Raw genomic sequence first — 20954 nt, 5'->3', positions numbered from 1 at the left:
TCAACTATCCTCATGCAATGAACGTGCCGAACCTGACAATATATTTGTAACCTGAAAGCCTAACTTCCCCTCGACATCAACCAGTTCACCTTTTGCAATACTGTAATCACCATGACAAAGTAAGGCTTCGCCAGGAATAACATTATCAACAAGTATCAATGATCCTGTATCAAGTTGCTGAAGTTCACCTAGTGTCATTTTCAGTACCCCACAGCGAACTGAAAGTGACAATGGTATAGGAGCAAAAGCTGGATTCGTGGTTGTTTGCGCATCGCTCTTTTCGAAGGCGTATGTCGTTTCTTCTGGTTCTTCTGGATGTAAATTCACGGTAGTAGTCTCCACATTTTTAACATAAAAATATTCCATTTCACCCGCTTGCTTACAAAATTCACCTTTAAGAATTAATTTACCGCAGGTAATGATACCTTTTCCTTCAGGGGTAAAATCGTTACGTTGAAGTAGAACTAAATCATTCTTTCTTAAGCCTGAAATTGCCTCGATACTTAACGCTGTCTTTCCTATTTGGATAGGAAAACTCATGGGAAAACTTTCAGGCAACATTCTGTTAGTACAGTGCCATTCATTTTTGTTAAGTAACTTTTCAAGCACATTTTCTGACATCTTTACAGCACTACAAAAATGTTGCTGGTTTATCCTAACCTCAAGCCTTAATGTAAGGCTCTCAACGGTACATAAGTCTTCCTCCTGATTCGTTATCGTATCGGGTTTTATAAAACCAAAAAGCATTGTTATTTCAAAAGGTAAATGCGTATTCCACCACGACCAAAACCAGTCACCATTTTCATGTGCATCTGCTGCAGTAAAGGTGGGGGCATCAGTCAAGCTTGCGAGCAGAGTTTCAGCCTCAGTTAAGGCGAAGCCCCCAGACTCGCATTGCCAATAGCTCAATGTCTTGACCATTTCACCTTGATACAGGCTTAAATAAATTGTCCCTAATGCGTCATGGCGGTTAAAATACCAGAGTAGTCCCGATCCGATCCTCTGACGAAGCCTCTGCTCCTTATATGTGATAAACCGCAATTTCAGTGATTTCATTAGCAAACCTGTATTTTTTGTGTAAGGTTTAAACGAACGGATTTGCCTAATTTTTTGTCCAGAGAAAGTCGGCATTTCTCACGAAAAGGATTCAGTGCCTTGTAAGCCTGTTCTTGTAAGCCGAGACTGATATCTAACCCATTATCATGAGTTTGTTTAAAATTAACATCCACGGCACCGAGACAAGGTAACTCAATTGAAAATTTGCATTCATTATATGGAACAGTTTGTATCAGCTGTTCTATATCAGAATCCAGTTCATCCCATGTAAAGGGAACATGAGGAGCAGATTTATTCTCATACTCCTCCCTTCTCGTCACAGGCTGTTGGAATGAAGGAAACTCATGAAGAAGAGGTACGATTTCGTCCTCTTCATCATTAAGTAGACGCATGAATAAACCACCTTCTTCTTCAGAAACGAGAGAAGTATGATTCTGACTAAATCTTTCGCCCGCCCCCGTACGGCATAAACGATTTGTTCGTTCATCCGCAAAGCGCATATTTTTTTTCTCAGCTTCTTGTCTGTTACGAGTAACCTGCAATTTTCCAACTTTTGATGTGTTTTCCTGATTATCTGTATAGGCCTGATTCGTTTTTTTTTCGAGACTAAGCTTATTCTCAACATAAAACAGATTAGAATTAATCATGATAATTCCTTAATAACATCAAGAAGCGATTCAATTTTCTCAACATCACGAAGTCTCATTTTTTTCTCGAATGCAGTTTTAAGAACCTTCGCCTGCTTTTGCTCGACATCACTCTGCAACTTTGAAACACGATTAGCATTTTCTAATACTGTTTTTTTTGCATCGTCCTCTTTATCCAGGGAGGAAATCAACTTGGTATAGGATTGCAACCCTAAGTTTTTATCATTGAAAACCCGACAAATTTCTTTATACGTGAATATTTTCTTTTCAAGAGCTTCTTCAGTTTCAGCCTTTAATTCCTGGCTTTTTTTTAACGATTTTTTCTGTTCGCGCTCAATACGTTCGATCTTATGAAGACGTTCTTTACGTATTGGCAATAAAACTTTGATGATATGTTCATAGTCATCAAACTCGGACATAGTGCCATCTTCAGTTTCAAAATAGTTATACTTTTGCATAATGACTTAACACATCCAATTCGTTCCTGGTTTTATCATAGGGACAAGGCAAACGATTAGATTGTTGTAAAAAATTTGCTATATAATCCTGTGCCTCAACCGCCGCATCGGTAAAATTATCATTTCCTTTTTGATATTCCCCCAAGCGGAGAAGCATTTCTACTTGCTTATAGGCTGCCATTAACCTGCGTACTGATGTCGCTTGTTTCATGTGATGATTATCTACAACATTTGTCATGGTACGACTGAGGCTTGCAAGAATGTCAATTGCAGGATAATGCCCCTTTTCAGCAAGTTTTCGCGTCAGAATAATATGACCATCAATTAACGATCGAACCTCATCAGCGACAGGGTCATTCATTGAGTCTGATTCAATCAAAACGGAATAAAATGCAGTAATGGAGCCCGTATTTGTCCTGCCTGCTCTCTCTAACAATTTAGGTAACAATGTATAAACAGAAGGAGGTAATCCTCCTCGTCCGGGAGGTTCACCTAATGCAAGACCAATTTCACGCTGGGCCCTGGCAAAACGAGTCAGTGAATCGAGAATTAAAAGGACATTTTTGCCTTTATCACGATATGACTCCGCAATCGCGGTTGCGGTAAATGCAGCACGCGCTCGCTCCATACTACTTCGATCAGACGTTGAACAAACCATCACTGTTCTGGAACGTAAGGTCTCATCGAGTTCATGGTCGAGAAATTCACGCAATTCACGCCCTCGTTCACCAATTAAACCGAATACAATGACATCACAAGGCGTATTTCTCGCTAATTCTGCTAACAACGTTGTTTTGCCACAGCCGGCACCGGCAAATACCCCAACACGCTGACCCAGACCTATCGTTAACAACCCATCAATAGCCCTGATGCCTGTCACTAAAGGAGAATCGATTCTGGGACGATCCGTTGGTAACGGTGGATCGCTTATTACCTGTGTATAGGTCTGGCTTTCACCTGGGATCGTAAAAGCATCAATGCCACCAGGCTCTATCGCGCGTCCAAATCCGTCGAGCACACAACCTAATAAATTATCATTCGTAACAATACTATGTGCGACATACAGGGGAGTAACTCTGGCACCTTGTGCGATTCCATCGACTTGAGATAGCGCTGAAAGCAAAACGTTATTAGGCGTAAAACCGACAATCTCTGCCATTATTGGCTCTTCGGATTTCCCCTGAACCATGCAAAGGTCTCCTAAGCGTGCAGAAGGCAAATGGCACTCTAAAAGAATGCCACCAACGCCGGTGACACGTCCAAAAACATTAATTGCGTTGAAACGATTTATTTGTTCTTTCTTGTTTTGGAACCATGCGTCAATGTCGACATTAACCTCACTCATCACCAGTTAACCTCTATATTTTTATTACCCGTAAAAAGTATACGGTTGTCAGTGATAGAAGCTAAATGTAGCCCATCGATATCATCACCAATAAAAACACGCTTTCCATCATCAGTAACAATGTTAGCATGTCCCCCTGTAGATACTTGAACAATCCTAAAAGGGAGCTTTTCTGATAATGGGCGTGTGTTATTCACGAGTTGTGGCATAGCGTTATACTCATTGTGGAAACGAGCAATCATGCGGTCCAATATTAAAATACGTTCTTTACTTAACTCACCGTATAAAACAATCTTCCCCTTCTGCATGTCGATTTTGACACCAGGAATAAGATTTCTTTCTCTTAACATGGCAAGTAAAGCAGGACGCATTTCTTGAAGCGTGGCTAAAACTGGACGCTGGTTTTCGTCACGCCCGGTTTGTGCAATAGTTGGTTGTAATATCCAACTTAAAATAGTGCAACTCAATAAAAGCATAATAGTAAAAGATACCAAACGCATTACTTTTGCATATCGGTAATTTTCATTAGTTTGTTTACTTGCTATTTTAACACTATGCTCTGAATGAATACCCTCTTTTTTCTCTGCCTCTTTTTGTATTACCTCCCCCGCATCAGGTCGTTTTATTCCTCCCCAACTCGTTTCAGACGATGTAATGCATAACCAAACACCGCCTACGCTAAATGGTGTATTTTCATTTAGTACATACTCCATTATCCCCTGCTCATAGAAATCACAGCCAGTGGTTTCTGCTAAATGTAATGCCCAACAATTATCCTTTAATAACAATTCAGCGTGTTTTTCACCCACCCCATCATCTTGCAAAAAAAGATCAGCATTATTATCATGGCCAATACACCATTTATCACCACAAAGTGGTAAGGCCGCGCCTTGATGCTGCCCACTCAAAACACGCAGTTCATACATAGTTGAAACCTCACTCCGTGCTTTCGCTGTCTAACGATTCGTTAATATCGAGACGGCCTAATACGTTAATAGATAAGTTTGGTAAGAGTTCTGAAAATGACATCACTCCAATATGATGCAAATCGCTTTGTATCAATCCTCGCACAGGACTGCGTAGATCTTGTGCAACAAGCAATACAGCTTTGTTAGTAGTATTTTTTTGCCAAGCATCTTTTACTAAGTGGATAAATGCAAGAGCATGTTCCTGACTGAGCGCAAAAAATATCTCGGTCTGTGTTTGACGCAGGGATTCGCGCAGTTGCTCTTCTGTTTCAGGCGAAAGAAGCCATACATTCAGTGCGTCAGATTCTTTATTCTGATAGCAAATGTGCTCTTTAAGAGAAATCCTAACTAAATCGGTTAACTGGCTTACATCTCTTTCATGTTGTCCGTGTTCAATCAGTGCTTCAGCAATGGCTCTCACTGAACGTAGAGGGATTCTCTCTGATACGAGATTTTGTAAAACGCTCGAGAAACGTGATATTGGCATGACTCGCTGTAGTTCTTGTGACAGCTCAGGCTGTTCCATTTCGAGCCACCCCATTAATGCGCGCGTCTCCTGCAAACCGATAAAATTTGCAGCACTGAAATGAATAGCATTCTCCATACGAGACATTATTCTTTCATGCACATTTTCACGCTTAACGTTCTCAGCGAGAAGGAGTTCATGTTCTGGAGGCAACCATAAAAATTCACTTTCATCGCGGCTCTCTGATCCAGTAAATTCATCTCTCACAGCATCGTCAATATGATTTAAAGCATCAAGTGAAACAGCGAGTTTGTCTGTATTAAAAGATGCTATCACTCGTGGAATCTCATAAACCGAGAACCGAAACTCATCAGCCGGTTGTGTTGCCACAAATTCAATCTCAAAAGCAGGCAAGGTAAATCCAAAATTATAAACAATGCTATTACGAAGACGACGAATGGCCTGCACCAATTCGATAGTTGAATTAGCACCTCTAACACTTTCAGAGAATTGCAGTAAATAGGGGCGCGTTGGATTGAACTCTCTCAGATCTTCTTTGCCATTGAGTTCCGGTGGAATGACTTCATTTTCCATTTTCTGATGTGAACGGCTTTCAAATTTCGTTGTCCAGACCTGAAAGCCCCCGATGGCTAAAGTTAGAATACCCAGCACGAAAAATATACTTGTCGGCATCCCCGGAAGTAATCCAAAACCAAACATACCAATAGCTGCAAGCATCCATGCTTTAGGCTGGCTCGTAATCTGTTCCGCAATTTCTCGACCAATACTGTTATCCTCAGGATCACTGTCTGATGATACTCGTGTAATTATCATACCTGCCGTCATTGAAATGAGTATTGCAGGAATCTGCGCAATTAAACCATCACCGATAGTTAAAATAGAATAAACATGCATAGCATCGCCTGCTTGCATATTCAACTGCATCACGCCGATACTGAAGCCACCGATAAGATTAATGAACAGGATGACAAGACTGGCTATCGCATCACCCTTAACAAATTTCATGGCTCCATCCATAGCGCCGAATAATTGGCTTTCTTTTGCAAGTTCAACACGGCGATTCTTAGCGGTTTTTACATCTATCAGGCCTGCGCGCAAATCACTGTCAATCGACATTTGCTTTCCTGGCATGGCATCCAATGTAAAGCGCGCAGCAACCTCTGCGACACGTTCGGAGCCTTTAGTGATGACAAGAAAGTTTACAACGGTTAATATTAGAAACATGACCATACCAACAGCCAAGTTACCACCAACAACGAAATTACCAAAGGCAGCAACAATATGCCCTGCATCTTGTTGAATGAGTATCTGTCTTGTCGTCGATATTGATAGCGCCAGCCTAAACATGGTGGTTAAGAGCAAAACCGCGGGAAAGCTTGAAAATGAAAGTGGTTTAGGCAAATACATTGCTAACATAACCAGTAACGATGAAAGGCAGATATTCAGTGCGATTAAAGTATCAATGAGCTCCAGAGGGAGAGGAATAATCAGCATAAAAACAAGCGCGAGTGCGAACATTGCACCCACAACTTCTGACCGTTTCATTGCTGTAACTGCTATACGATTAAGGATTTGAACTGCGCTATTCATCTCGCCCCCGAAATTTTAACTTAGCATTAGATTTAATTATTAAATAATAAATTTATTTTACTAATCCCTTTGGTGTGGAAAAACTGTAGTTTTGCTCCCTTTCAATATCAGATAACTGCCCTATAAATTCACGTATCAAATTAAAAGTGTCATAACGTTTCTTTTGGTCTCCCCACAGAACCAATGGCACATTGTGAATTAAACTCAATAAGCGATTTGAGAAATCAAGCTGAAAAGAAGGATAGTTTCCTGAGTAATCATTAACAGCCTTGATAACGTCACGTGAATAGGCACCTCCGTCAATCATAGCCACTAAGGTAAACATTAAATCTATCCCGTCAAGGTTAAAATCAGGCGATGTATACTTTTCGCTAAAGTCCGGTATTGCATTCGTTTTTAGTTTCCATTTTCTCTGTATAGCCAGCAAAGTGCTTTCGCTGTCATTTTGGAGTGAGGTCAACCTACTTAGTTGAGAAAGTGCGGCATGAAGAATATGAAGTGACTTTAACGATATCGAAGGGCTCAATGCTGCAATGTCATCACCAAGTGCGCGTATACCAATACGTAATCCTGCGACAAAGCGATCACGTCCAAAAAGTTCCAATATTTCTTTAACTAACTTTTTACTAAGTATGTTTTTGGTTGTTTCTAAATCTGTGCTTTTCGAAACACTTCTTAAAATGTCATAAAATACGCGTCGAAAACGCTGTTTCTCATTGGCATTAGTTGATATGTCAGCCAGAGCTTTAGCGCTATTATGACCAAATCTAACTTCGATGCCTTTTTCATTTTCAAGATGATCCATGACCTCAGAAATATGTCTAGCCGTAGCATGGTTGCCTGCAATATCACTATTTCGCTGAATGATGCCAAGTAATACATGTGCTCTGGCGGGATCTCCACCAGTCACTGAAATAACTTCTTCGAGGTTAACGTCTTTTTCTCTCGTTGAAAGATGGCGCTGCAGTCGGGTTAACATTTCCTCTAAACGCTGTTGATTGTAATCTTCCATCAACATATAGAGTTCCATAACGTTTCCTATACGACTGATGCTCATACGCGATTCGACGAGATGCGATGTGTTTTCGGAGTAGATATTTTTTGTCAGGCGTACAACCCGACGTCTAATTGTGCGGTGGCCTCGAATGACATGTAGATTTGCTACCTTTTCAAAAGTATCAGCAAGCGATTCAGCAGTGAGCTGTTCACTGGGATGCGCCGAAATTTTTTTTAGTTTACTGTCAACTTCATTGGCTTCTAGGCCGAACGCTTCTGATGCACTGTTGTGAAGATAAGCATTGTTATTCTTTACTGCCATCTTTTCTGACCGAATGATGGCTTTGTGCATATTTTGATGAAAAAATCTAGCAGATTGAACCTTTAAAGTCGACATAGCCTACGCTCATCTTATTAAAATTATCTCTGTTTGTGGTGTAAACCTACCCTAAGTTCCGCCCACGTAACTTATATATCAAAAGCAACATTAATAACCTTCAGTCTGTGTGTAAAAAATGTCACACCTGCTATGCCAATTTCGGCATTAATTGTCTCAGATTAATCTCACCATACAAAAAAAAGCTTATATAACATACAAATAAAAAAACAAAAAATTGGCATATATATTGCCATATGAGATATGAAAAATTAAATAAGGAAAGACTGAAATGATGACTAATTCTGAAAATACAGGCCATACAAATAATACAGAAATATCTTATATCAATGGTGCCTCTAACATCGACTGGGAAAAAATTCTTTGTGAACAAAACAGACGACTCTATAACTTCATACGCAAGCGGATTGCAAGCCATGAGGATGTTGAGGATATTGTTCAAACTACTTGTCTGGAGGTGTTGCGCAACAGCCACAAATTTTTGGGTACATCAAAACCTGAAACATGGGTTTTTGGTATTGCAGCAAATTTAGTACGCAACTATTACAAAACGAACTATAACCGACAGAGTTATGAGGTTTTGAATGAGGAGCTTACTAATGAACTTATCGTCGATGGTGATCCATCCAACATCATAGTAAACAATCAGTTACTAACTATTATAGTCAATTCAATAGATAAGTTAAGCTCTGATACGCAAGAGATGCTGATTATGATTATTGATCAAAATGGAAGTTATCATGACGTTGCAAATACCCTTAACATTCCTGTGGGAACAGTAAAGTCCAGACTTTCACGCCTGAGAGAAACGTTAAAGAGCAGAATTGCCTGTTAGAAAACAAATTTACCTGCATATATTTTTATATATCATCGGCTTAAAATTGTTGTATTATTGTTAAAAATAAGAGATGAGATGTCTTATGAACAGATTATGCAGATTTTTTTTTAACCAGGTACAGATCAGGCTTAATTCTAGTGTAGCCGTCTCCCCTATCGCATTTTCGGTCTCTAAAACTGAGACCAGGCGGAACTTCGTAGAAAATCAGTGCTATTCAGGGCACGATTTTAAATTTGATACGATGAACGATGCCATCTATATCATAGATAAATATGGAAAAATTATTTATTTAAATCCCAAAGCCTGTTCTATGATAGGTTACACCCGTGAAGAAATTACAAATTTACATTTCAGTGTAGTCGATAAAGAACTTAATGATAGCGATGTTTTATCTTTATGGTGGAAGTTAAGTATTCGTCAGGAAGGAATTAAATTCACCTCTCAACATTGTACAAAAAAAGATGAACTCATACCTGTTGAGGTGAATTCAAGTCGCTATCAGCTCAATACAGATACTGTTGTCTTTTGTATTGTCCGAGATCAGCGAAAATTAACCAAACTCACGCAACATCTCGTTCAAGAGGAACGGAAATTTAGGACATTAGTTGAAAACTCCCCAGACTTAATCATTCGCTTTGACAAGGATTTTAGCTGTATTTATTGTAATTCATTAGGTTTAAAAGTCATGCAGTCTTCGTTTTTCAAGGCAGGAAACTGGAAACTCACAGATATTGTCTCTTATAATTCTGTGGGTGCTAATTTTTTTTCATCTGTATCAATGGCATTAGCTACGGGGGAGAAAAACGAATCTGAAATTAAGTTTACTATGAATGGAAACATTCGTTTATTACATATTCATTGCGTCCCCGAATCGCGCATCAATCATCAGATAGATTCTGTCTTGATTGTCGGCCGTGATATTACACGTATGAGAGAAGCAGAAAAAGAACTTAGAGAAGCACATAAACAAATACAACAACTTGCACACGAGCAAGAAAAGAGAAGTGAATCGCTACGTAAAAATATTGCCAGAGATATACATGATGAATTAGGCCAATATTTGTCAACGCTACGTAATGGGTTGTCATTAATAAGTATGCAGGCGCAAAGTCCAGCCTTGGTCGACAGACAAGTTCTCAAAATGACGGAATTGGTGGACACGACATTGAAGGTATTGAGAGACATTTCTACACGCCTACGGCCTAATCCTCTGAACATGGGGCTCATTCCCACACTCGAATGGCTTCGCGACGACTTCATTAAAAATAATAGCTGTGCCTGTATATTAATCATTCCAAAAGAATCATCTTTTCGGATCAGTGATACTATAACCACAACTGTTTTTCGTGTTGTTCAGGAATCATTAACTAATGTCATAAGGCACGCAGAAGCGACGCGCGTTTACATCATAATGGAAAAAAACAGCAAAAACCTCATCGTTAAAGTTAGAGACAATGGACGGGGATTTAAGTCTACACGAAACCGGCCAAACTCGTTTGGAATACTAGGCATGAAGGAAAGATTAACGATGCTCGAAGGGAGGCTGGATATTAAAAGTGAAGTTGACAAGGGGACAACTATTGAGTTAACCATACCCTTAAATGACAGAGAGGATTGATCATTATGACTATAGAAATAGTTATAGCAGACGATCATGAACTCATGAGGGAAGGATTGAAGCAGATTTTTGCTTTCTCTAATAGCAATATAAAAGTCGTTGGTGAGGCTTGTAACGGTTCAGAGGTTATAGAAATCCTTAGAGAGGTAACACCAGATATTCTTCTTTTAGATATTTCAATGCCAGGAATAAGTGGTGAAGATCTTATTCGCAGGATACATTGTCACCACTCAAAACTTCCCATTTTAGTGGTAAGTATGTTTAATGAACCACAAATAGCGCGTCGTATTCTCAACAGCGGAGCGCTTGGTTATATAACTAAAGATCGAAGTCCGGAAATTTTACTAAAAGCTATTAACAATGTCGCAAAAGGAATTAGATTTATAGACCACGAACTTGCTCAAGATATTATTTTCGCTGAATATTATCATGGTAACCAAGCTCCGCATGAAAAACTGACTATGCGTGAACGACAAATTATGATCATGTTAGCGCATGGTGAAACAATTAACGCGATTGCTAATACCCTGTCTATTAGCAACAAAACAGTAAGCACATACAAGTCACGAATGATGGAAAAAATGCAGTTTTCAACTAATGCTGAAATAGTCAAATACAGTCTAAATTATAAACTCGTTCAATAAAATTTTTCTTTGGCAACATTTACGCATCATTAAGTGACATCATGTCCACTTCACCTCTTTGTAGATAAGTGATAAGCACGTGAATTAAATTTTTTTAGGGGTTACAAGTACTAAACTGAGTGTAAATGGAACCAATGTCATCCTCAAGCAACATAATATATGCGCAAGTCTTATTCAGCCTTGCTTTTTTAATTATGCAGAGGATATATAATGTCTTTATCTATAGCTAATAGTGCATCTAATAGCACGCCCGCATTGAATCAGGCACCAACTTCACCTGATTTTGGTGGAAATCAATATCAAACGGCAGATAGTCATACTTCCTATGATTCTGCTAATAATCAATCTGTTACATCGTCTTCTAATAAAATTAACTATGCCTCGGATAAACCTGTTCCAAATTTGGACAGTATTGCTAATACTGCCAGCACATCGGAGCAGGAAGCACAAAGCAGTTTTAAGAGTAAACTGATCGAACTATCAGGAATGGAGAATCTTTTTAAGCTGACCTCGGCTCAGACAAATTCTTCTCAGAATGTGAACCCAGAACCATCAAATTCTTTATATGATAGTCAATCTGACAATCAAGTTTTATCATCTGAGGCATTTTCTTCCCCTGCCGCACCCAGTAATGAACTGAGTAGTCCTGATACGATTACTGATGAAAAAGATAATACACAAATACCCACTGAAGAAAATTTAAAAGCGGGTCGACCGGCTGACGATAAACGTAGTGCAGAGGAGATTATCAATGATTGTCCTGCACTTAAAAATCTTGGCGATCAGAAGGATATCAAAAAGGATGAGTTAAAACAGCGGTTCGGAGACTGGACATCCAACAATCCTGACGCGCAATCACGTGCAGATGCCGCATTCAGAATGGCCAAGGTTCTTCATTTCATTGACAATATGCCTCAAAACGATGGTACACCACGGCAGGCTGATGGCGACATTCAAGGTATCACACATGACGGCGATGCTCGTCATGGCACTGAAGCTGGTATTCTTAAGGACGTTGCTGAGAAGGGACTCGAGAAACTTAAAAATGAAGACGGTAACTACGCCCTTCCTAAAGGAGATGGGCACGTCAAAGCCGATGGGAGTAACTATGATAATTTTCAATGGGGTATGAAAAAAATTGGCGAAGTCTTTTCTAAAATTCCGCTTTTCAGCAGTCTGGTAGCGCCCATATTTACAAATATGGGTGAAGGTAATGGGTTGGGCGGCGTGCTCAAGGGCGCGATGAAGGGCGTCAAAGATACCACGCTTACAAAACTTAAGATGGCAGAAGGTTTTGCAACTGGTGGAGCCGCAGGACTTGCGGAGGCCGTCGGCGAGCAGGCTGTTGCAGATAGTGCGAAAATTATTAGTGAAAGTAAGACTAAATCAAAACATGTTTAAATTTTTTTCATTCCTGTCTTCTGTGCTTTAAATATATTATTCACATAATAAAGGCATAGAAACCTTTTTTCAAATGAGGTTTCTATGCCTGCACTTCATAAGTATGACGCTACTGGAATCGATCACCCTCTTTCAAACCTACATCATGTCGCATTGAGCCATCACTTTGAAATTGATCCATCCAGGGTAATACAGATGCACCCTCTGCTCGAAGTATCCCTAAGTTATCATTTACTGCTTTTATTGCAGTGTTACGGTGTTCAAAATTACTCCCGCCCAACCAATTTGCATTACCAACTTCACCAATTTGAAGTTTGTATCCCTTGCTTTTTAATGCATTTAGTTCATCAGTCAGTCTTTTTGACGCGTCGCTATCATTTGAGTACTCGTGAATACTTCCAATAAGTGCTGGGCTGTTATTCCCATTTGCCTTATTCAGTTGTGCGCTAAATTTCACTAATCCGCTTTCTGGACCTGTTGTCAGCCCGCCTCCCCAGTTACTGTCTTCTACAATAATTGAACCTTTATAACCTGCATCCCTTGCGCTTTTAATCAACGTAGACTCCATATCAGCCCAATCTTGCGAAGCACTTGTGCCCCCCTCATTAAATGTGTCGAGCCAAAAACTTGCATGCGCACTAAAATTACCAATGATTTTTTTGATATCATCACTCGCTGTCTTAAGTTTATCACCGGTTAGTACAGTCCCGCCCCCTCCATTCGAGTCGTCACGTAAGACAACTTGTATATGCACGTTGTTTTTGTCACCTGCATTTAGCATCGCATTGATTTTATCTGTCTGTGCTTTATCGTTAAGTTGAGCGTGTGTGATCTGTATCCTGAGAATAGTTCCTTTTGCATTTTTCACATCAGAAACAATTTTTGTCGCATCTGCAACGGTGTTAATTCTGTCTAGCGCTGTATTGGCACCACTCACTATTTGTCCTGCTGCCTGGGGAGTAACATTACTCGTCATTGTTTGTATATTATTGCTCTTTACCTGGGTTGAAACGAGTTTTGAGTAGGTAGGATCTTCTGTTTTTCCAGACAATGTTACTTTGTCTTGTGGGTTATCTGATTGTGTCTTTACTTCAGGTGCACTATCTGTGCTTATTTTTTCTTTATTTTGATTTTTTATTTCAGTGTTTTTCTGACGTTCGATGCCATTAGTTGCTGTCGCTTTACTATATATAATCATGTTAATTTATCCAATAGAGGTAATGATAAGATAGTTTTTGCTGCAAAATTACTATATTTTATTTCTGAGTGTTTTTTAAGCAAAAAGAATTTACACATATCGATTTTTTACTTCTGACATAAAGCAAATTAACCCTCAATTTTGCTCTTCCTGTGTACGCTTGCTAAATACTCCATCCGAATAAAAGCATTTAAAATCATCACCATGTAGCGTCTATTTAATTATTTATGTTAAGTTTGCACTCGCGCGCAAAATATGGCACTCTCTTTTACTTTAAAGGAATTAATATTTATATTCTTTGGTGTGATTTTTAACTGCTGATTTTCATGGCAAATATCATTCACTGATAATTGGTTTGCCCCCTCACCAAGATTAGATGAAATGTTCAATTGGTAATGTCTGAACCTTCACTCTCAAGTTAGTCTCTCTCCAATCCGCTAAAAATTTTGATGACGTCTTATCACATAGCGTGGCGTGTGAATGCTACTTTGAATCCCCACTTATGGAACATTTTGGCTTGTGCCAACACGAATAAGAGGATTAATACTATAGGAGATCTGTAATGTCAGGACGTATACCAGGAAATTCCACGAACCCATATCAATATTCTGCTTATCCAGAGCGCCCTTCTTCACGACAAAGTAATGCGCAGTGTGGCAGTATGCAGCGACCTCCGTCGCGCTCAGGCGCATTCTCTACAAGTGAAATGTACAGTGCATTGCCAAGGTTACACACCAATTTTGTCGGTAACAGCAATGCAGCATTAACATCACCCTACAGTGCAAGAAGTCATGCAAACCCTGCTTCGTTGATGAACCCTTCACGACCGCCTTCACGCAGTGGTGTTGCGTCCCGCTTTCCATCACCCTCTCCTGTGAGTTCAGGAGGTAGTGTTAACAGTGGGTGGATGAATTCCCCTTCTCGTCTTACCAATATGTATCCGCGATCTCCTGTTTCTGCATCGAGTGTGAGCAGTGACGCTAGTAGTGGCATGTATATTCCTCAGTCGGCATCTCGGACTTCTAATCTCTATAATATGCCTCCCCGCCCGCTATCACGATCTGGAAATACAGCAAGCCAGCATCTTGCGTCTGGTTCTGAACTGACTGAAGTAAGGCAATTGCCCCCCACAGAACAAGAGCGTTTTTTGAACAAACACGATCCACTTAGATCAATGCCAGGACTTAATGCCAATACTAGTCTGTACAGAGGTACAGAACGTCGATATATCAGAGATGGCCAAATTAGTGGTAACCCAGAGTCCATGGCAAGAATTGCACGTCACGACAAACTTTCTCCGAATCAGATAGGTAGGCATGTTTTTCATGCGCCGCTTGGAACAGCTGAAGCCTATTTGCCCGCATCCGCTCACGCGCATGAATTAGGGCCATCATTAAATGTGATGATAGGAGCCCACGCGCGGGAGCTTGCCCTGGCGTATGGTAAGAAAAATCCTGACAATGTGGTTGTCAAAATGAAGTTAGGTGACTTTCTCCAGCGTGGCGGAAAAGTTTATCTTGATACTGGGGCTGCTGTAGGTGACGGATCTGGGACCGTACCGTTGATTGTGACGTTGCCTCGAAATCAAACAGTTCCTGTTGAGATTATAAGATAATAAGTCTAAGTTATTTTTTGTTGTTATGCTTTTAATATAAGTGGTGGAACTAATTTTAGGTGTCAAATTTAGTTTCGCCTCTTATTGCTCTGGATTTGCCCCTACATGTCCAGACGCCTTTTCTTTCTTACGGTTGCGATAACGTCCTTCGTATATATATTCCCGTGGTGAGCAATATCTCAGCGCACTGTGAGGGTGATGTTCATCATAATGGGTAAACGCCACGGCCAGTTTCATCACTGCGGTCTGGCTGTCCGGTTTTGGCATGATGCTGATACAGTCCCTTTTTATCGTTTTCACGAAGATTTCTGCTATGCCATTATTTTCCGGGCTGCATACTGCTTGTCGTGCAAGGCTCAAGCCCCAGCACTAGGGCGAATGCCCATGTTTCGTGCGCCCTGTAAGCCGAACCATTATCCGTTAGCCATTCCAGCGGCCCGTTGGCAGATGCTTTCGAACCGTTTTTTCGATTGCGCTCAACATGACATCCTGCAATGTCTCTTTGTCATAGCCATCTGTCCCAGCCGCCCAGTCTGTGATCTCCCTGCCGCAGCAGTCCTGCGCGAAGGTTACACGCAGCTTTTCGCCGTTGTCGCAGCGGAACTCAAATCCATCTTAGCACCAGCGCCGGTTACTACTACGGCTGTACAAGATGACCTCGCCGTCCGGTTTTCGCTGCCAGACCGACATCATCAGTGTGTCGGGTAGCAGTTGGCGTGAGAGAGTGGGCTTCATTGACCAGCCGAACACGTTACGGGCGAGGAGATCGAAAACCACCGCAAGATACAGCCATTTCGACCAGGTGCGGATATAAGTAATATCGGTGACCCAAACCTGAATGGCCCGGACAACGGTATACTGCCGCTACACGCGATTAGGTGCACCCACGAAGAACTGCCGACGACACGACGTGGCTTTTTATAGCCGCGTACAGTTTTAATCCGCTTCAGTTACATAATGTAGCACACCTGGTATTAACAGCAGTTTTATCCGATTTCGTTCAGAACGCAATGAACCCGCCGATAACCGTATTAGTCTTCGCTCAGTGAACAGGAGTTACGGATAAGCATCAGCAGGCGCTGGTTATCTCTATCACGAGCCGGGACCAGGTTGTGTAGCCACGCACAGAATCCGGCACGGACTACATTCAGTACCTGACACATCGCCATCACACCCTATAGAGTGCGATATTTATTGATAAAAAAGTACTTCAGTCAGGATCCCTTGCAAAGTACCCCTCGGCCATTTCAGGATATTTCGTTCTTCTTCGGTAAATTTTAGCTGCCCCCGTAGTTGACAGTAGTTTCAGGATCTCGCTTTTGGCTTCCAGTAAATCCTGAGCATGCTCTTTGCTGTTATCAGGCTTGATAGTCCGGAGCCACTTTTAAAGGCTGTGCGCAGAAACACCCAGACCCCCGGATAATTCGGCAACGGAATAACCGTGTTCCGTTATCTGACGTACGGCTTCTTCCTTAAATTCAGACGTAAAGAGTGGTGTGCCCATATGCCACTAGTATGCTCAAACTATAGGACAGGATCTTCTACCGGGACGGGTCAGTCCAGTGAGCAGTGAGCAGTGAGCAGTGAGCAGTGAGCAGTGAGCAAAAAAATTACAGAGCCTATCACTTTCATAACAAATACCAAAAGTTTTAAAACCCAAAAAAGAAAATTAAATTAGTTTTTTTGACTGCCTGCTCTATTTTTTTCTTTGTTAATGTTTATATGCAAAACGTCATAGTGAAACATTACTCTCTTTAATCAAAAGTTACCCATAACGTGGAACAACTTACGACTGATTAACACTAATTATGTAAATTAAGATAAGAATATATGATGCAAGCAATGGAAATTTAATAACAGTGCGGTCATAAAAAACAGCCATGTTTGTTAGTTGACCACATACAACGAAGGATTTACAGAATTGAGAGAAATAGAAAATATTAAGATAAATAACAAATCAAAAAGCAGTTTATATTAGGTTCGCTCCTCTTATTGCTAAGTGTATTTCATGAAGAAAACAAACATTAGATACTCTTTTGTTCCAGCACCACTTTTGGTGCACTGATCCTACTTACGAATTATTTTGATTAATAACAGAAAGGACTGTCATGACTGATTTTTCTTCTTACTCATCAGATCTTGGTTTTAAACTTTGGATCTATGAAAGGTTCCCCTTAAAGAACCTACCTCTTTTTGTTGTCATCTATGTACTGTCAGCAATGGTTAGTACTTTAAATAAAGACTTACCACTGACTATGTTTATAGCCGGAAGCATTATGAGTTGCTCTTACTTTTTACTTATCAGAATTATTGATGAACATAAAGACTACGATGAGGACTGTGAACGTTATCCGAAACGCGTTCTGCAACGCGGTTTAATTACGTTAAATCAACTTAAATTAGTCGCTTTGGGTTGTATTTTAATTCAGCTATCTATCATGTTACTTTATGCATCAAGTATCACACTCATTATGAAAACATGGTCCGTACTTATCATCTGGACGTTACTGATGAGTAAGGAATTTTTTATTAAAGCATGGCTCAATAGAAATTTGTTTTTCTACGCATTGTCGCATACGCTAATCATGCCATTGATCATCATCTGGCTTACATCATTCTCATCTACGCACATCGAAATAAACCGTCCACTTTTGCTACTGATGTTCTTATCATTTTTCTCCGCACTCACGTTTGAGATCACAAGAAAATGCAAGGGAGATGATGAAGACACACCATACATAAAATCTTATTCACAAAGCTTCGGTCGTCCCCTGTCAATAGCTATAATAGTGACTTTGATTCTGACAATGTATTTCGCTCAATATTTACTTTTAAAGAACATGTGTCAGTATGTTCCTGAGTGGTTTTATTTCATTAACATCACTCTTTTCATTTCCTGCCTGGGACAATTAGTGTGCTTTCTCATTACACCGGACAAGCATAATAGAAACCTGAATGAAATTTTTATTGGTGTGAACATGCTAACCGGCTACTTACTTTGCGCTTTAATAATTCAACTCTATTAACTATCGAGAGCATTGTTCATGAACGAAATATTTGATTGCACTGTGGCTTCTCTTAACACCTCGGATTTCACCCTTTTATTCGAGCATGAAAGAATTCCTGACAAAAACCAGGCAAACGCAGGAATGACGATAAGAATTCATGGAGATGTTATCAAACTCCCACAACTCAATATAGTGGAGTCAAAGAAAACAGCAGCTGAATTGTGGATGGTAAAATTTTCATGCCCGGATTCCAGTCAACTTAGTAAATGCTATTGGGCTCTTAAATTTTTTCAAAAAACACCTGATATAAAATTAACCCCTAATAACCTACCAAGACGGCACTTATATTTATGGAATGAAGATGAAAAAGATAAACGAATTAACTTTCTGCGAAATCATACAGGGAGCCGTTTGCAAAATGTTGTAAAAACAAAATTCAGAGCAGAAGAACTGGAAAAGAATCTCGAGGGTTTCTTTGGTTCTGTTGAAATACCCGTAGGCATAGCAGGGCCTTTGCTTATCAAAGGCATGCATGCGCGAGGGACTTTTTATGCGCCAATGGCTACAACTGAAGGTGCATTAGTGGCTTCAATATCAAGAGGTGCCTATGCAATAAGCAAAAGTGGTGGCGTGACCACTCGTGTCTTAAAGCAACGCATGATGCGTGTACCTCGTTTTCAATTTGACTCGGCTTTAGACTGTATATCATTTTGCGAATGGGCAAGCGCCTTCCTGACGGAATTACAAGCTATCGTACACTCGCATTCCCGCTTCGCTCAGCTCATTAACCTGGAACCTAAAATAATCGGAAACGTGGTTCACCTGGCGTTTATTTACGAAACAGGTGATGCAGCCGGTCAAAACATGACCACCACCTGCACATGGCATGCATGTCAATGGCTTCAGAAAAATCTACCTTCGCCACTAAAACTACGTCATTTTCTTATTGAGAGTAATCTTTCTAGTGATAAGAAGGCCTCAGGATTTTCATTTTTTAAAGGTAGAGGCACAGAAGTCACTGCTGAAGTAAGATTATCTCCTCACACATGTAAAGGCATCCTGAAAGTCGCTCCCCGTCAACTTGTTGATGCATTTAACGCGTTATCTGAAGGAGCAGTCGCCGCAGGAATGCTGGGGATGAATATCAATACCGCAAACGTCATAGCGGCAATGTTTACTGCTTTCGGACAGGATATTGCATGCACTCACGAGTCATCCCTATCTCATCTAAGACTCAGACTTGAACCAAATGATATCGTTTATTGCAGCATAACGCTGCCCTCATTGGTCGTTGGTACCGTTGGTGGCGGTACAAACCTGCCCGACCAGGCAGAGTGTCTCGCGTTAATTGGTTGCTACGGTAGTGGTAACGGTTATAAACTTGCTGAGATTATCGCCAGCTTTTGCTTAGCTTTGGACTTATCAACACTGAGCGCACTGGCAAATGATGAGTTTGCTAAATCACATGAATTACTTGGACGTAAGCGCTCATTAGCTATTGTAAAGGACAAACTTGTAGCAACTTTCTTTCCCTGTTTCAACAATGCGAATTTTAAACCGGCATGGGGGGACACGTCACAGACTGTTGCAATAAGATCTATTTCATGGGAGGGCGCCCAGGATAGTATACTAACTGCACAATGCAATAATAATAAGTCTGAACTCCCCACGGGTATGTTTGCTTTTTCCGTTCAAAGAGAAGAAGGAAATGTATTTAACGTTATTTTAAAAAACAAACCATCCACATTTTCTATTGCGACACTAATGAAGGACCTTGCAACAGCGTGCTCTGAAACACTCGGACATCAAATTTATACTTTACTACCACTCCTTGAATTCAACAATGTACGTGAAAGAGAAATAGAGATCATTCAACAATCTGATCCTGCTTTTACAAAACACACTCCAATATTGTATGGCCTGTATGAAAGAGAGCCTCATCAAATCATAATTGAAGAGTTACTTGAAAATGAAATATTGTTTAATAGCGTTTCCTCACAAAAAATCTGGTCACCAATACATCTTTACTCAGCAATTGCAGGTATAGCTGAGATACATGCCTTATGGCTTTGTAAGGAAAAGGAATTAAAAGAAAAATTCAAATACGTTATTTATCAGGATGCGACATCTGTTTCACTTACGAGTGAATTATGGAAAGATATTGCCGATTTCTCACACCAGGAACATCCTGATACTTTCACTTATGAAATGTATAAATATTGGTATTCTTTTTCTGAATCGAGCTCGCACGACTGGAGTGAAATGGAATCAATGCCAAGAACATTAATTCATAACGACTTCAGCCCACGAAATATAGCATTGAGGAAAGATAGTCTGCATTTATGCTGTTGGGATTGGGAACTTGCAACAGTTCATATACCGCAAAGAGATTTAGCTGAATTATTATGTTATACGTTATCTGAAAACGTAGACAATGAAACCCTTCAGATTTATATCGACTTTCATCGCATGCAGCTCGAATTATTTACAAAAACATCAATCGATAAAAGTCTATGGTATCGAGGTTTCTGTTTAGCACTACGTGACTTTGGTATCCGAAGATTGTCCTTTTATCTATTGCTTCATCATGTTTCACCCCAGTCTTGGTTTGTACCTGTATTGAAAACATGGACAAGACTGGTTCAGCTAACACATAACGTCATATGACTACTGGCATAAGGTTTAGTA

Annotated in this window: 15 protein-coding genes and 1 pseudogene; 7 read left to right on the top strand and 9 right to left on the bottom strand. The window is 40.3% G+C overall.

Features of this window, described 5'->3' with window-relative positions:
• From NXS97_RS21405 to NXS97_RS21375, 7 genes are read right to left on the bottom strand one after another with little or no spacing between them, the layout of a single operon-like run.
• Positions 1–1056: a FliM/FliN family flagellar motor switch protein gene (locus NXS97_RS21405; RefSeq protein WP_200286891.1), complete on the bottom strand. Its 1056-nt coding sequence runs from the start codon at positions 1054–1056 to the stop codon at positions 1–3.
• Positions 1056–1703, bottom strand: a complete 648-nt coding sequence (locus tag NXS97_RS21400; protein ID WP_128574352.1) for a hypothetical protein — start codon at positions 1701–1703, stop codon at positions 1056–1058. Before NXS97_RS21400 ends, NXS97_RS21405 begins: the two co-directional genes overlap by 1 nt.
• A complete protein-coding gene (locus NXS97_RS21395) occupies positions 1700–2122 on the bottom strand; it encodes a hypothetical protein (RefSeq protein WP_128574353.1) in 423 nt (140 codons plus the stop codon). Before NXS97_RS21395 ends, NXS97_RS21400 begins: the two co-directional genes overlap by 4 nt.
• 25 nt (positions 2123–2147) lie before the next feature.
• Entirely contained in the window at positions 2148–3512 is a 1365-nt protein-coding gene (locus NXS97_RS21390; RefSeq protein WP_105076836.1) for a FliI/YscN family ATPase, read from the bottom strand.
• On the bottom strand, positions 3506–4432 hold the full coding sequence (locus NXS97_RS21385; RefSeq protein WP_112900181.1) for an FHA domain-containing protein: 927 nt from the start codon (positions 4430–4432) through the stop codon (positions 3506–3508). Before NXS97_RS21385 ends, NXS97_RS21390 begins: the two co-directional genes overlap by 7 nt.
• A 10-nt stretch (positions 4433–4442) precedes the next feature.
• Positions 4443–6551, bottom strand: coding sequence for a type III secretion system export apparatus subunit SctV (sctV, locus tag NXS97_RS21380; RefSeq protein WP_042677711.1), 2109 nt, complete (start codon positions 6549–6551; stop codon positions 4443–4445).
• A gap of 52 nt (positions 6552–6603) precedes the next feature.
• Positions 6604–7944, bottom strand: a complete 1341-nt coding sequence (locus tag NXS97_RS21375; RefSeq protein ID WP_116219927.1) for an HrpJ domain-containing protein — start codon at positions 7942–7944, stop codon at positions 6604–6606.
• A gap of 271 nt (positions 7945–8215) precedes the next feature.
• Here NXS97_RS21375 and NXS97_RS21370 point away from each other — a divergent pair, with 271 nt between their 5' ends.
• From NXS97_RS21370 to NXS97_RS21355, 4 genes are all read left to right on the top strand, one after another.
• Positions 8216–8779, top strand: a complete 564-nt coding sequence (locus tag NXS97_RS21370; RefSeq protein ID WP_234033858.1) for an RNA polymerase sigma factor — start codon at positions 8216–8218, stop codon at positions 8777–8779.
• Between the two features lie 244 nt (positions 8780–9023).
• Positions 9024–10400, top strand: coding sequence for a PAS domain S-box protein (locus tag NXS97_RS21365; RefSeq protein WP_181901426.1), 1377 nt, complete (start codon positions 9024–9026; stop codon positions 10398–10400).
• A gap of 5 nt (positions 10401–10405) precedes the next feature.
• Positions 10406–11044 (top strand): response regulator transcription factor, encoded by a 639-nt coding sequence (locus NXS97_RS21360; RefSeq protein ID WP_042677713.1) that lies wholly within the window; start codon positions 10406–10408, stop codon positions 11042–11044.
• 210 nt (positions 11045–11254) lie between these two features.
• Complete coding sequence (locus tag NXS97_RS21355; RefSeq protein WP_146742115.1) at positions 11255–12445, top strand: hypothetical protein; 1191 nt, start codon at positions 11255–11257, stop codon at positions 12443–12445.
• 109 nt (positions 12446–12554) lie between these two features.
• Here the strand turns inward: NXS97_RS21355 and NXS97_RS21350 are convergent, their stop codons facing one another.
• A complete protein-coding gene (locus NXS97_RS21350; RefSeq protein WP_181134483.1) occupies positions 12555–13643 on the bottom strand; it encodes a cellulase family glycosylhydrolase in 1089 nt (362 codons plus the stop codon).
• Positions 13644–14205: 562 nt separating this feature from the next.
• On the opposite strand from NXS97_RS21350, the gene NXS97_RS23250 reads away from it, so the two are divergent.
• On the top strand, positions 14206–15258 hold the full coding sequence (locus NXS97_RS23250; RefSeq protein WP_308736890.1) for an AvrPphF family type III effector: 1053 nt from the start codon (positions 14206–14208) through the stop codon (positions 15256–15258).
• An 81-nt stretch (positions 15259–15339) separates the two neighbouring features.
• Here the strand turns inward: NXS97_RS23250 and NXS97_RS21340 are convergent.
• A pseudogene (locus NXS97_RS21340) lies at positions 15340–16762 on the bottom strand (IS3 family transposase).
• A gap of 604 nt (positions 16763–17366) precedes the next feature.
• On the opposite strand from NXS97_RS21340, the gene NXS97_RS21335 reads away from it, so the two are divergent.
• Positions 17367–18284, top strand: coding sequence for a UbiA family prenyltransferase (locus NXS97_RS21335; protein WP_042677595.1), 918 nt, complete (start codon positions 17367–17369; stop codon positions 18282–18284).
• Between the two features lie 18 nt (positions 18285–18302).
• Positions 18303–20933 carry a phosphotransferase gene (locus NXS97_RS21330; RefSeq protein ID WP_105076831.1) on the top strand — a complete coding sequence of 877 codons (2631 nt, stop codon included), beginning with the start codon at positions 18303–18305 and terminating at the stop codon, positions 20931–20933.
• The last annotated feature ends 21 nt before the right edge of the window (positions 20934–20954 follow it).

The sequence above is a fragment of the Pantoea sp. B623 genome (genome assembly GCF_024814475.1).
GTDB lineage: Bacteria > Pseudomonadota > Gammaproteobacteria > Enterobacterales > Enterobacteriaceae > Pantoea > Pantoea ananatis.
Note: the sequence above shows the minus strand (reverse complement) of the source record. Positions and strands in the feature narration are given on the sequence as shown.

Excerpts from the sequence above, each read along its gene's own strand:
- NXS97_RS21405 (WP_200286891.1), bottom strand. The coding sequence starts at position 1,056 with ATGAAATCACTGAAATTGCGGTTTATCACATATAAGGAGCAGAGGCTT.
- NXS97_RS21400 (WP_128574352.1), bottom strand. The coding sequence starts at position 1,703 with ATGATTAATTCTAATCTGTTTTATGTTGAGAATAAGCTTAGTCTCGAA.
- NXS97_RS21395 (WP_128574353.1), bottom strand. The coding sequence starts at position 2,122 with ATGTCCGAGTTTGATGACTATGAACATATCATCAAAGTTTTATTGCCA.
- NXS97_RS21385 (WP_112900181.1), bottom strand. The coding sequence starts at position 4,432 with ATGTATGAACTGCGTGTTTTGAGTGGGCAGCATCAAGGCGCGGCCTTA.
- sctV (WP_042677711.1), bottom strand. The coding sequence starts at position 6,551 with ATGAATAGCGCAGTTCAAATCCTTAATCGTATAGCAGTTACAGCAATG.
- NXS97_RS21375 (WP_116219927.1), bottom strand. The coding sequence starts at position 7,944 with ATGTCGACTTTAAAGGTTCAATCTGCTAGATTTTTTCATCAAAATATG.
- NXS97_RS21370 (WP_234033858.1), top strand. The coding sequence starts at position 8,216 with ATGATGACTAATTCTGAAAATACAGGCCATACAAATAATACAGAAATA.
- NXS97_RS21365 (WP_181901426.1), top strand. The coding sequence starts at position 9,024 with ATGAACGATGCCATCTATATCATAGATAAATATGGAAAAATTATTTAT.
- NXS97_RS21360 (WP_042677713.1), top strand. The coding sequence starts at position 10,406 with ATGACTATAGAAATAGTTATAGCAGACGATCATGAACTCATGAGGGAA.
- NXS97_RS21355 (WP_146742115.1), top strand. The coding sequence starts at position 11,255 with ATGTCTTTATCTATAGCTAATAGTGCATCTAATAGCACGCCCGCATTG.
- NXS97_RS21350 (WP_181134483.1), bottom strand. The coding sequence starts at position 13,643 with ATGATTATATATAGTAAAGCGACAGCAACTAATGGCATCGAACGTCAG.
- NXS97_RS23250 (WP_308736890.1), top strand. The coding sequence starts at position 14,206 with ATGTCAGGACGTATACCAGGAAATTCCACGAACCCATATCAATATTCT.
- NXS97_RS21335 (WP_042677595.1), top strand. The coding sequence starts at position 17,367 with ATGACTGATTTTTCTTCTTACTCATCAGATCTTGGTTTTAAACTTTGG.
- NXS97_RS21330 (WP_105076831.1), top strand. The coding sequence starts at position 18,303 with ATGAACGAAATATTTGATTGCACTGTGGCTTCTCTTAACACCTCGGAT.